At 61.3% G+C, this 11,596-nt stretch carries 11 protein-coding genes; 7 read left to right on the forward strand and 4 right to left on the reverse strand.

Annotated features, from left to right (window positions below):
• Window positions 1–123 precede the first annotated feature (123 nt).
• The 4 genes from CRO23_RS23565 to ghrB all read left to right on the forward strand — a co-directional run bounded on the left by CRO23_RS23565 (window position 124) and on the right by ghrB (window position 4,309).
• Entirely contained in the window at window positions 124–876 is a 753-nt protein-coding gene (locus tag CRO23_RS23565) for a sugar phosphate isomerase/epimerase family protein (protein ID WP_016929585.1), read from the forward strand.
• A gap of 7 nt (window positions 877–883) precedes the next feature.
• Entirely contained in the window at window positions 884–1,849 is a 966-nt protein-coding gene (locus CRO23_RS23570) for a sugar kinase (protein WP_097103154.1), read from the forward strand.
• 140 nt (window positions 1,850–1,989) lie between these two features.
• Window positions 1,990–3,258 (forward strand): MFS transporter, encoded by a 1,269-nt coding sequence (locus tag CRO23_RS23575; RefSeq protein WP_097103035.1) that lies wholly within the window; start codon window positions 1,990–1,992, stop codon window positions 3,256–3,258.
• Between the two features lie 73 nt (window positions 3,259–3,331).
• The gene (gene ghrB / locus CRO23_RS23580) at window positions 3,332–4,309 is read left to right on the forward strand and encodes a glyoxylate/hydroxypyruvate reductase GhrB (protein ID WP_016929588.1); all 978 of its coding nucleotides are present in this window, start codon (window positions 3,332–3,334) and stop codon (window positions 4,307–4,309) included.
• A gap of 1 nt (window position 4,310) precedes the next feature.
• Here the strand turns inward: ghrB and CRO23_RS25145 are convergent, their stop codons facing one another.
• Window positions 4,311–4,463, reverse strand: coding sequence for a hypothetical protein (locus CRO23_RS25145; RefSeq protein ID WP_016929589.1), 153 nt, complete (start codon window positions 4,461–4,463; stop codon window positions 4,311–4,313).
• A 195-nt stretch (window positions 4,464–4,658) separates the two neighbouring features.
• On the opposite strand from CRO23_RS25145, the gene CRO23_RS23585 reads away from it, so the two are divergent.
• Together CRO23_RS23585 and CRO23_RS23590 are read left to right on the forward strand one after the other, a co-directional pair.
• Window positions 4,659–6,722, forward strand: coding sequence for an alpha-amylase (locus CRO23_RS23585; RefSeq protein ID WP_097103037.1), 2,064 nt, complete (start codon window positions 4,659–4,661; stop codon window positions 6,720–6,722).
• 135 nt (window positions 6,723–6,857) lie between these two features.
• Window positions 6,858–8,111 (forward strand): valine--pyruvate transaminase, encoded by a 1,254-nt coding sequence (locus tag CRO23_RS23590; protein ID WP_097103039.1) that lies wholly within the window; start codon window positions 6,858–6,860, stop codon window positions 8,109–8,111.
• 42 nt (window positions 8,112–8,153) lie between these two features.
• Here the strand turns inward: CRO23_RS23590 and CRO23_RS23595 are convergent, their stop codons facing one another.
• The 3 genes from CRO23_RS23595 to ibpA form a co-directional block, all read right to left on the reverse strand.
• On the reverse strand, window positions 8,154–9,812 hold the full coding sequence (locus CRO23_RS23595; protein WP_016929592.1) for a putative transporter: 1,659 nt from the start codon (window positions 9,810–9,812) through the stop codon (window positions 8,154–8,156).
• Window positions 9,813–9,982: 170 nt separating this feature from the next.
• A complete protein-coding gene (ibpB, locus tag CRO23_RS23600; RefSeq protein WP_060431130.1) occupies window positions 9,983–10,411 on the reverse strand; it encodes a small heat shock chaperone IbpB in 429 nt (142 codons plus the stop codon).
• 107 nt (window positions 10,412–10,518) lie between these two features.
• Entirely contained in the window at window positions 10,519–10,932 is a 414-nt protein-coding gene (gene ibpA / locus CRO23_RS23605; protein WP_004933919.1) for a small heat shock chaperone IbpA, read from the reverse strand.
• Between the two features lie 310 nt (window positions 10,933–11,242).
• Here ibpA and CRO23_RS23610 point away from each other — a divergent pair, with 310 nt between their 5' ends.
• Window positions 11,243–11,590: a YceK/YidQ family lipoprotein gene (locus CRO23_RS23610; protein ID WP_016929593.1), complete on the forward strand. Its 348-nt coding sequence runs from the start codon at window positions 11,243–11,245 to the stop codon at window positions 11,588–11,590.
• Window positions 11,591–11,596: the final 6 nt, after the last annotated feature.

The raw sequence follows: 11,596 nt of genomic DNA on the forward strand, positions 1-11,596 counted from the left end.
GTTTTTTGCTCAGCTTCGTGATTGCGATCATATTTTTACACTCTGCCGCTTTTCGCTGGAACCGGTTCCATTTAACGTACCGGTAACAGCAGCGGCGGCGACAATGCCGCCTCAGGAGTCAAAATGAAAACAGAAATCATCGTGGTCACCGGCGCCTACGGCACCGATACCGTCAAACAACACGGCGGCCAGCGCGCGCTGTTGCCCCTCATCGCCGGCGCGGGCGCCGACGGAGTGGAGATCCGCCGCGAACTGTTCACCGCCGGCGAGCTGGACAGCCTGCCGGCGCTGGCGCAAGAGATCGATCGCCAGCAGCTGTTCGCCGTCTACTCCGCCCCTGAGGCGCTGTTCACCCCGCAACATACGCTGAACCCCAACCTGCCGGCGCTGCTGGCGGAAGCGCAGACGCTGAATGCGCGCCAGCTGAAGCTGTCCCTCGGCCATTTCCGCCCCGGCTTCGATTTTACCGAGCTGAAAGTGGCGCTGGAGCAACACCCGGTCAAGCTGGTGGTCGAGAACGACCAAACGCCGGACTGCGGCATTTTGTCGATGCTGAACGCCTTTTTCCACGCCGCGGAAGATAGCCACCTGCCGGTCAGCATGACCTTCGATATGGCCAACTGGCTGTGGGTGGGGCAAGACGCCTTCGCCGCCGCCGAACGCCTGGCCCGCCACGTCGGTTACGTGCACGTCAAAGCCGCCACCCAAGGCCCGCGCGGCTGGCGCGCCATCGCGCTGGACGATACCGACGGCAGCTGGCGCGACCTGCTGGCCCGCCTGCCGCACGATGTGCCGCGCGGTATCGAATTCCCGTTGCAGGGCGATGACCTGGAAGCCGTCACCCGCCATTACGTCAATATCTTGCGTGCGGAGTAACCCCATGATGACAACGTTAACGGCAACGACGGCGCAGCAGGCGCCCCTGGATGTGGTCACGCTGGGTGAAGCCATGGCGATGTTCGTGGCGGCGCAGACCGGCGACTTGGCGGAGGTGGAAACCTTCACCAAACGCATCGCCGGCGCCGAACTGAACGTGGCGATCGGCCTGGCGCGTCTGGGCATGAACGTCGGCTGGGTCAGCCGCGTCGGCAACGATTCGTTCGGCCGCTTCACCCTGCAGCAGTTGAAAAAGGAAGGCATCAATTACCGGCAGGTGACGGTCGACGGCCACTACCCCACCGGTTTTCAGGTGAAATCCAAAACCACCGATGGTACCGATCCCAGCGTGGAATACTTCCGCAAGGGCTCGGCGGCCAGCCACCTGTCGATTGCCGATTTTAACCGCGAGTATTTCGGTTCCGCGCGCCACCTGCACCTGAGCGGCGTGGCGGCGGCGCTGTCCAGCGAATCGCTGGCGCTGTGCCACCATGCGGCGCGCGAGATGCGCGCCATGGGCAAAACCATTTCGTTCGATCCCAATCTGCGCCCGGTGCTGTGGCCCAGCCGCGAGGTGATGATCGAGCAGCTGAACCAGCTGGCGTTCGCCGCCGACTGGGTGCTGCCGGGGCTGAAAGAAGGGCAGATCCTCACCGGCCAATCGACGCCGGAAGGCATCGCCGATTTCTATCTGGAACGCGGCGTGCAGGCGGTGATCATCAAAACCGGCCCGGACGGCGCCTGGTTTAAAACCGCCGCCGGCGATAAGGCGGCGGTGGCCGCGCTCAAGGTCGACAACGTAGTGGATACCGTCGGCGCCGGGGATGGCTTTGCCGTCGGCACCCTCAGCGCCCTGCTGGAAGGCAAAACGCTGATACAGGCGGTGCAGCGCGGCAACAAAATCGGCTCGCTGGCGATCCAGGCCATCGGCGACAGCGAAGGCCTGCCGACCCGTGCGGCGCTGGCCGAATAACAATAAAAAAAACGACTTCTCCGCATGACGTCAGCCTCTGGCCCTACAACCGGGACGCGTCGGGAGAGCATCTGCCCCTTCGTCTTTCACGCCCAGCGTGCCATGCGAAGGGGATGCAACACCACTGAAGGATACTGAACATGAACAAAGCGACTGTCGCGGCCAAACGCTGGTGGTACATCATGCCCATCGTGTTTATCACCTACAGCCTGGCCTATCTCGATCGCGCCAACTTCAGCTTCGCCTCCGCCGCCGGCATCAATGAAGATCTCGGCATCACCAAGGGCATGGCCTCGCTGTTGGGCGCGCTGTTTTTCCTCGGTTATTTCTTCTTCCAAATTCCCGGCGCCATCTACGCCGAACGCCGCAGCGTCAAAAAATTGATCTTCTGGTGCCTGATCCTGTGGGGCGGTTGCGCCTCGCTGACCGGCGTGGTCAGCAATATCCCGATGCTGGCCGCCATCCGCTTTATTCTCGGCGTGGTGGAAGCGGCGGTGATGCCGGCGATGCTGATCTACATCAGCAACTGGTTCACCAAATCGGAACGGTCACGCGCCAATACCTTCCTGATCCTCGGTAACCCGGTGACGGTGCTGTGGATGTCGGTGGTGTCAGGCTACCTGATCCACGCCTTCGGCTGGCGCGAAATGTTTATCATCGAGGGCATTCCGGCGGTTATCTGGGCGTTCTGCTGGTGGGTGCTGGCGAAAGACAGACCGGCGCAGGCCGGTTGGTTGAGCGCCGATGAGAAACAGGCGCTGCAACAGCAGCTGGACGAAGAGCAGAAAGGCATCAAGGCCGTGCGCAACTACGGCGAAGCCTTCCGCTCACGCAACGTGATCCTGTTGTGCGTGCAGTACTTCGCCTGGAGCATCGGCGTGTATGGCTTCGTGCTGTGGCTGCCTTCCATCCTGCGCAGCGGCATGCAGATGGGCATGGTGGAAGCCGGCTGGCTGTCGGCGGTGCCTTACCTGGCGGCAACCATCGCCATGGTCGTCGTCTCCTGGGCGTCGGACAAAATGCAAAACCGCAAGCTGTTCGTCTGGCCGCTGCTGCTGATCGGCGCGCTGGCGTTCTTCGGATCTTACGCCGTCGGCGCCAACCACTTCTGGATCTCCTACGGCCTGCTGGTGGTCGCCGGCGCTGCGATGTATGCCCCTTATGGGCCGTTCTTCGCCATCATTCCGGAAATGCTGCCGAAAAACGTCGCCGGCGGCGCCATGGCGCTGATCAACAGCATGGGCGCGCTGGGTTCGTTCTTCGGTTCGTGGTTCGTCGGCTATCTGAATGGCGCCACCGGCAGCCCGGCGGCCTCTTACATGTTTATGGCCATCGCACTGGTGGTGGCGGTGGTGCTGACGCTGATCGTCAAGCCCGCCCGCAACGAGATCCAGCCGCAATTGGCTTGATCCGGTTATACTTTTTCTCTGTTAACCCAACCGGGGGGGCGCCATGCCCCCTTTGGCTCAGCTGGAGTTCGTGATGAAGCCTTCTATCGTATTGTACAAAAGCCTGCCCGCCGATCTGCGTGAACGTCTGGAACAGCACTTCACCGTGCACGCCTTCAACGGCCTGCAGCCGGAGAACCGCGACGAACTGCGCCAGGCGCTGCAGCAGGCCGAAGGGATCATCGGTTCCGGCGGTAAAATTGACGAAGCCTTCCTGCAGCAGGCGCCCAAACTGCGCGCGGCCTCGACCGTTTCCGTCGGCTACGACAACTTCGACGTCGAGGCGCTCAACGCCCATAACGTGCTGCTGATGCATACCCCGACGGTGCTGACCGAAACCGTCGCCGACACCATCATGAGCCTGGTGCTGGCGACCGCACGCCGGGTGGTGGAAGTGGCGGAGCGGGTGAAGGCCGGCGAATGGCGCGGCAGCATCGGGCCGGACTGGTTCGGCGTCGACGTGCACCACAAAACCATCGGCATCCTCGGCATGGGGCGCATCGGCCTGGCGCTGGCGCAGCGCGCGCACTTCGGCTTCGGCATGCCGGTGCTCTACAACGCCCGCCGCACGCACGAAGAGGCGGAACAGCGCTTCAACGCGCGCCGCTGCGATCTGGATACCCTGCTGGCCGAATCGGATTTCGTTTGCATCACGCTGCCGCTGACCGAACAAACCTTCCACATGATCGGCCGCGATCAGCTGGCGAAGATGAAGAAAAGCGGCATTCTGATCAACGCCGGCCGCGGGCCGGTGGTGGATGAGCAGGCGCTGATCGAAGCGCTGCAAAACGGCGTGATCCACGCCGCCGGGTTGGACGTGTTCGAGAAAGAGCCGCTGCCGGCCAATTCGCCGCTGCTCAGCATGCCGAACGTGGTGGCGTTGCCGCACATCGGTTCCGCCACCCATGAAACGCGCTACGGCATGGCCGCCTGCGCGGTGGATAATTTGATCGCCGCGTTGACCGGCACGGTGAAAGAAAACTGCGTCAACCCGCAGCTGTTGCGGAAATAACTCAGCGCGGCCGGTGGTCTGCGGATAACCGGCCGTGTTGCTCTTCCTGCGGCGGCGCGAACAGCGCCTGCAGCTGATGTTCTTCGGCGAAGTGCTGCAATTCGGCATCCTGAATTGCCTGAACGATCTCTTCTCGCCAGTTTTTGTCCGTCATCGCTAACCTCCTTTGATGTTCATCGTTTAATCTGCCGCAGCGCGCGCGCAAAGCCAAGCCGAATCAATCCGAAAACGCTCCGCCCTTCCTCTCCTCCCCGAAAAAACCTCTCAGGGAGGAGGCCATTTTTCCGCCGTTTGCCACACTGACGCTACCCAGCGGAAAAAACGCTTCCTACCGCGCGTAAGGAGAGCCATGAAACTGTTACCCCTGCCCTTGTTGATGCTGCTGTCGCCTTCGGCGCTGGCCGGCTGGACGTTGCCGGGATTCCCGGCCTTCGACGAAACGGCCGCCGGGCTGTTCGCCAGCCAGGCCGCGCTGCCCAAAGGCCAGTTGCCGCTGCGCCTGTATCAGGATAACCACTGCTGGCAGCCGGCCGAGGCGGTAAAACTTAACCAGGCGCTGTCACTGCAGCCCTGCGGCGCCCATCCGCCGGTCAGCTGGCGGCAGTTCCGCGCAGGCGACTATCAGGTGCGCATCGACACGCGCAGCGGCACGCCGACGCTGCAGCTCAGCCTGAGCCGCGCGCCGGAAAACGCCGCCGTTGCCGTGCGCAGTTGCCCGCGCTGGGACGGCAAGCCGGTCACGGTCGACGTCGCCTCCACCTTCGCCGAAGGCGAAACGCTGCGCGATTTCTATTCCGGTCAAACGGCGCAGGTGAGCCAGGGGAAAATCACGCTGCAGCCCGCCGCCGCCAGCGGCGGCCTGTTGCTGCTGGAATCCGCCGTCACGGCGAAACCGGCGGCGTTCAGTTGGCATAACGCCACGGTCTACTTCGTGCTGACCGATCGCTTTGAGAACGGCAATCCGGCCAATGACCACAGCTACGGGCGCCGCAGCGACGGCCTGCAGGAAATAGGCACCTTTCACGGCGGCGATCTGGCCGGCCTGACGCAGAAGCTGGATTATCTGCAGCAGCTCGGCGTCAACGCCTTGTGGATCAGCTCGCCGCTGGAGCAGATCCACGGCTGGGTCGGCGGCGGCACCCAAGGCGATTTCCCGCATTACGCCTATCACGGCTATTACGCGCTGGACTGGACGCGCCTCGACGCCAACATGGGCACCGAACAGGAGCTGCGCACGCTGGTCGAGCAGGCGCATCGCCGCGGCATTCGCATTCTGTTCGACGTGGTGGTGAACCACGTCGGCTACGCCACGCTGGCGGATATGCAGACGTTCCACTTCGGCTCGCTGTATCTGCAAGGCGCGGAGGTGGAGAAAACCCTGGGGAAAAACTGGAGCGACTGGCGCCCCGGGCCAGGGCAAAACTGGCACAGCTTCAACGACTACATCAACTTCAGCGACAAGGCGGGCTGGCGCCCATGGTGGGGGAAAAATTGGATCCGCACCGACATCGGCGACTATGACGCGCCGGGCTATGACGATTTGACGATGTCGCTGGCCTTCCTGCCGGACATCAAAACCGAAGCGCCCGGCGCCAGCGGCCTGCCGCTGTTCTATCGCCACAAACCCGACACCGCCGCGCGCGACATGCCCGGCGCCGCCACCCGCGATTACCTGACCGTCTGGCTCAGCCAGTGGGTGCGCGATTACGGCATCGACGGTTTCCGCGTCGACACCGCCAAGCACGTGGAAAAACCGACGCTGGCGCTGTTGAAACAGCGCGCCACGGCGGCATTGGCGGCGTGGAAAGCGGAGCATCCGCAGCAGGCGCTGGATGATGCGCCGTTTTGGATGACCGGCGAGGCCTGGGGCCACGGGGTGATGAAAAGCGATTATTACCAAAACGGTTTCGACGCGATGATCAACTTCGATTTCCAGGACCAGGCGTCGCAGGCGCTGGGCTGCTTCGCCGATATCGACGCCACCTACCGGCAGATGGCCGAACGGCTGCAGGACTTCAACGTGCTGAGCTACCTCTCTTCACACGACACCCGGCTGTTCTTCGCCAGCGACGCCAAAGGCTCGCAGGTGCGCCAACAGCGGGCGGCGAACCTGCTGTTGCTGGCGCCGGGCGCGGTGCAGATTTACTACGGCGATGAAAGCGGCCGCCCGCTCGGCCCAACCGGCTCCGATCCGCTGCAGGGCACCCGCTCCGACATGAACTGGCCTGATCTGCAGGGGGAAAAAGCCCCGCTGCTGGCCCACTGGCAACGGTTGGGGCAGTTCCGCGCTCGCCACCCGGCGATCGGCGGCGGCGTGCAAAACCCGCAGCCGCACGCCGCCTACTATGCTTTCAGCCGTCGGCTCGGCGATGATAAGGTGATGGTGGTATGGGCCGGCGAACGGTCACAATAATCCAGCGTAATATGCTAACAATAGGCCAATGAGCGAAGCTTTTGCCCATTGGTCGATTTGTCGGCCGCATTGCAGCGGGATTTGTCTGGCGGTATGGTGGGGGATTACCTGCTAAGAAACAGTACTGCTACACCTATGACTTTCTCACTTTTCGGCGAAAAATTTACCCGTTATGCGGGCATTACCCGTTTGATGGACGACCTGAACGAAGGCCTGCGCACCCCCGGTGCCATCATGCTCGGCGGCGGCAACCCGGCGCAGATCCCAGAGATGGAAGCCTACTTCAAACAGCTGTGCCAGGAGATGCTCGACCAGGGCAAACTGACCGAAGCGTTGTGCAACTACGACGGCCCGCAAGGCAAGGACGCGCTGCTGAAAGCGCTGGCCAATCTGCTGCGCGACGAGCTTGGCTGGGAGATTTCGCCACAGAATATTGCACTGACTAACGGCAGCCAAAGCGCGTTTTTCTACTTGTTCAACCTGTTCGCCGGCCGCTACGCCGACGGTTCGCGCCGCCGCGTGCTGTTCCCATTGGCGCCGGAATATATCGGCTATGCCGACGCCGGGCTGGACGAAGGGCTGTTCGTCTCCGCCAAACCGAACATCGAGCTGCTGCCGGACGGCCAGTTCAAATATCACGTTGATTTCGAACACCTCACCCTTAGCGACGACATCGGCATGATCTGCGTTTCACGGCCGACCAACCCGACCGGCAACGTGATCACCGACGAAGAGCTGATGAAGCTCGACCTGCTGGCGCAGCAACGCGATATTCCGCTGGTGATCGATAACGCCTACGGCGTGCCGTTCCCCGGTATTATCTTCAGCGACGCCACGCCGCTGTGGAACCCGAACACCATTCTGTGCATGAGCCTGTCCAAACTCGGCCTGCCGGGCTCGCGCTGCGGCATCGTGATCGCCGACGAGAAGGTGATCACCGCGTTGACCAACATGAACGGCATCATCAGCCTGTCGCCGGGCAGCATGGGGCCGGCGATGGCGACGGAAATGATCGCGCGCGGCGATCTGCTGCGACTGTCGAACGAGGTGATTCGCCCGTTCTACAAACAGCGCGTCGAGCACACCATCGAGATTATTCGCCGCTACCTGTCGCCGGAGCGCTGCCTGATCCACAAACCGGAAGGGGCTATCTTCCTCTGGCTGTGGTTCAAGGATCTGCCGATCACCACCGAAGTGCTGTATCAGCGCCTGAAAAAGCGCGGCGTGCTGATGGTGCCGGGCCACTACTTCTTCCCGGGGCTGGAGCACGACTGGCCGCACACTCACCAGTGCATGCGCATGAACTACGTGCCCGATCCGGAGAAAATCGAGCGCGGCGTGGCGATCCTGGCGGAAGAGATCGAACGCGCGCATCAGGAAGCGAACTGAGCTCAACCCATCGGGGCGCCACCACGGCGCCCTTTTTTTGGATTACAGCGTCCAGAACAGCACCGCCAGCAGCTGCGGCGACATGATGCGCAGGAACATCGCCAACGGATATACGGTGGCGTAAGACAGCGCGGCGGCGCCGCTGGTGGGATGCAGACCGTTGGCGAAGGCCAGCGCCGGCGGATCGGTCATCGATCCCGCCAGCATGCCGGACAGCGTCAGATAGTTCATCTTGCCCACCGTGCGCGCCAGAATGCCGACGCTCAGCAGCGGAATGGCGGTGATCAAGGCGCCGTACCCGACCCACGTCAGCCCCTCGCCGTGCAGCAACGTATCGATGAAGTTGCCGCCCGACTTCAATCCGACCACCGCCAGAAACAGCACGATGCCCAGTTCGCGCAGCGCCAGGTTGGCGCTCGGCGGCATAAACCAGTACAGCTTGCCGATGCTGCCGATGCGCCCCAGGATCAGCGCCGCCACCAGCGGCCCGCCGGCCAGCCCCAGCCGCAATGCCGCCGGGAAGCCGGGCACGAACAGCGGAATGGAACCGAGCAATACCCCGAGACCAATACCGATAAAGACCGGCAGCATCTGCACCTGCTGCAGTTTTTGTTGGGCGTTGCCGACAATCGCCGTCACCGCGTCGATGGCCTCCGGCCGGCCGACCAGGTTGAGAATGTCGCCAAACTGCAGCGTCACGTTGCTGCCGGCCACCAGCTCCACGCCGGCGCGGTTGAGGCGTGAAATCACCACGTCATACTTTTGCTTCAGATTCAGATCGCGGATTTTCTTGCCCAGCACCTGCTCGTTGGTCACCACCGCCCTCACCACCTGCAGCGCAGTGCCGCGCGTCGACAGCGAGGCATCCACCTCTTCGCCGATCACCAACCGGGCGTTCTCCAGATCTTCGCGTTTGCCCACCAGGTGCAGGTAGTCGCCAAGCTCCAGCCGCTCGTGCGGCGCCGGCACCATCAGCAGCTCCCCGCGCTTGAGGCGCGAACAGACGATCGCTTCACCGTTGAGCAGCGGCACGCTTTTGATCGCCATGCCCTGCAGATTGGGGTTGCGCACCGCCACGTTGATGGCGTGCAGCAGCTCGCGCTGATTGCCCAGACGGCTTTCAAACGCCTGCGCCTCACGCTCGATGTTGATGCGGAAAAACAGCCGGATCAGCCACATCACCAGCAGGATGCCGCATATGCCGAACGGATAGGCCATGGCGTAGCCCATCCCCATGCCGTCCACCAGCGCCGGATCGGAACCGAGATCGGTCAGGATTTGTTGACCGGCGCCCAGCGCCGGGGTGTTGGTGACCGCGCCGGAGAACACGCCGAGGATGATCGGCAGCGGCACGTCGAACAGCTTGTGTACCGCCGCCGCCACTATGCCGCCGGTCACCACCAGCAGCACCGCGAAGGCGTTGAGCCGCAGACCGGAGACGCGCAGCGAAGAGAAGAAACCGGGGCCGACCTGGATGCCGATGGTGTAGACGAACAGGATCAGGCCAAACTCCTGGATAAAGTGCAGCATGTCCCCGTTCAGGCTGATTTGCCCGCTCTGGGCAAAGTGGCCAACCAGGATACCGCCGAACAGCACGCCGCCGATGCCCAGCCCGACGCCATACAGCTTCCAGTTCCCCATCCACAGCCCAATGACGGCCGCCAACGCCAACATGCTGACGGTCAGGGCGATATCGCTCATAGGTCACATCCTTGCCAAAAAAGTTGAACACGGGATTTGCGGCCAAAGACACACAATTAACAAGGATTATGGCATCGGGCAGAAGGGGGGACTGTGGCACGCGCCACATAACGCAGCGAGGGAGATCCGTTGGGATCTCCCTCGCATGATGATGACCGCTTTTCAGTCGGTTATTTCGCTTCCAGCTCCGGCGTCGCACCGATGGCGATACGCTGCGGCTGCAAGGCTTCCGGCACCTGACGCACCAGATCAATGTGCAGCAGACCGTTTTCAAATTTGGCTTCGGACACCTGCAGATGCTCCGCCAGGGTGAAAGTCAGCTGGAACTCTTTGCGCACCAGACCTTGATGCAGGTATTCAACCTGTTTTTCCGGCGGCGTGGGTTTACCGCTGACGGTCAACCGCGGCCCTTCCACTTCGATATTCAGTTCGCTTTGCCGGAAACCGGCCAGCGCCAGAGAAATGCGGTAGTGATTGTCATCACTTTTCTCGATGTTATACGGCGGGAACCCCTGAGGTTCCTGGCCGCCCATTGAACTGGCCAATTTATCAAAACCAATCCACTGACGCAGAAGCGGGGATAAATCGTAATTACGCATAGGAACAACTCCTTTCATTAAGCGAGATGTGTTTATTCAGCCCCCTGACGGCAGGCTAATCATGACTTCATATTTACCGGCAGCGTACCTGCCGGCGAAACGGAAATTTATTTAATTTCGATTCGGCGCGGTTTTAATGTTTCCGGCACGATGCGTTGCATGTCGATATACAACAGGCCATTCTCCAGTTTGGCGCCTTTAATTTGAATATGTTCGGCCAGCTGGAATTTACGCTCGAAATTACGCTCGGCGATGCCCTGGTATAAATAGGTTTTTTCTGCCGGTTCATTGTTGTGCGCCCCGCGCACGATCAGCAGATTATCCTGCGTGGTGATCTCCAGCTCCTGCTCGGCAAACCCGGCTACCGCGATGGCGATCCGATAATGATTTTCATCCACCAGTTCGACATTATAAGGGGGATAACCGCCGTTGCCCTGACTCTGGCCAGCCTCCAGCGCGTTGAACAGGCGATCGAAACCAATGGCGGAACGGTATAGCGGGGAAAGATCAAAATTACGCATAAAACAGCCTCCTAAGGCACTTCAGCGAGGTTGAAATAAATACGCCTTCCACTCTGGACAGGCTAATTAAGCCAGAATTCCCTTACGGCGAATTCTCAATTCGGCTCTGATGATAAAATGGGGGTTGCTTTCATCAATTCAACAGGCGAGGATCAAAAAAAATTTGCATCAATAAGGTAAAAGTTTTTTTTACCACTTACACTAAAGTGAGAGAGCCGCCACAGAGCGGGATTTTGCTTCTTTTAAAGCAGCAACAGGATGTTATAAATCAGCTTAATTTAGGGGAACAGCAACCCTGCAGGATGGATTAATGACGACGATGAAAGCGATAGCGACGGGCTGCATGTTGTTGGCGACCAGCGGTTGCTCCAGCGTAATGAGCCATACCGGCCCGAATCAGGGTTACTATCCCGGCACCCGCGCCAGCGTGGACATGCTGAAGGACGACAACACCAGCTGGGCGATGATGCCGCTGGTGGCGCTGGATCTGCCGTTCTCCGCGGTGATGGATACCGTGCTGCTGCCTTACGACTATCTGCGCTCCGGCAACGACGCCACCGCAGACTCGCCAAAAGCGCGTATCCTGCGCAGCGAGCAGCAGAATCTGGCGGCGACCGGCAACCCCGGCGAGGGCAACGACAGCACCGCCACGCACTAATCGCAC

This window comes from Serratia sp. JKS296 (genome assembly GCF_900215445.1).
Taxonomy (GTDB): Bacteria; Pseudomonadota; Gammaproteobacteria; order Enterobacterales; family Enterobacteriaceae; genus Serratia; species Serratia marcescens.

Excerpts from the sequence above, each read along its gene's own strand:
- ibpA (WP_004933919.1), bottom strand. The coding sequence starts at position 10,932 with ATGCGTAATTTTGATCTTTCCCCGCTATACCGTTCCGCCATTGGTTTC.
- CRO23_RS23575 (WP_097103035.1), top strand. The coding sequence starts at position 1,990 with ATGAACAAAGCGACTGTCGCGGCCAAACGCTGGTGGTACATCATGCCC.
- CRO23_RS25145 (WP_016929589.1), bottom strand. The coding sequence starts at position 4,463 with ATGACGGACAAAAACTGGCGAGAAGAGATCGTTCAGGCAATTCAGGAT.
- CRO23_RS23585 (WP_097103037.1), top strand. The coding sequence starts at position 4,659 with ATGAAACTGTTACCCCTGCCCTTGTTGATGCTGCTGTCGCCTTCGGCG.
- CRO23_RS23610 (WP_016929593.1), top strand. The coding sequence starts at position 11,243 with ATGACGACGATGAAAGCGATAGCGACGGGCTGCATGTTGTTGGCGACC.
- ibpB (WP_060431130.1), bottom strand. The coding sequence starts at position 10,411 with ATGCGTAATTACGATTTATCCCCGCTTCTGCGTCAGTGGATTGGTTTT.
- CRO23_RS23570 (WP_097103154.1), top strand. The coding sequence starts at position 884 with ATGACAACGTTAACGGCAACGACGGCGCAGCAGGCGCCCCTGGATGTG.
- CRO23_RS23590 (WP_097103039.1), top strand. The coding sequence starts at position 6,858 with ATGACTTTCTCACTTTTCGGCGAAAAATTTACCCGTTATGCGGGCATT.
- CRO23_RS23565 (WP_016929585.1), top strand. The coding sequence starts at position 124 with ATGAAAACAGAAATCATCGTGGTCACCGGCGCCTACGGCACCGATACC.
- CRO23_RS23595 (WP_016929592.1), bottom strand. The coding sequence starts at position 9,812 with ATGAGCGATATCGCCCTGACCGTCAGCATGTTGGCGTTGGCGGCCGTC.
- ghrB (WP_016929588.1), top strand. The coding sequence starts at position 3,332 with ATGAAGCCTTCTATCGTATTGTACAAAAGCCTGCCCGCCGATCTGCGT.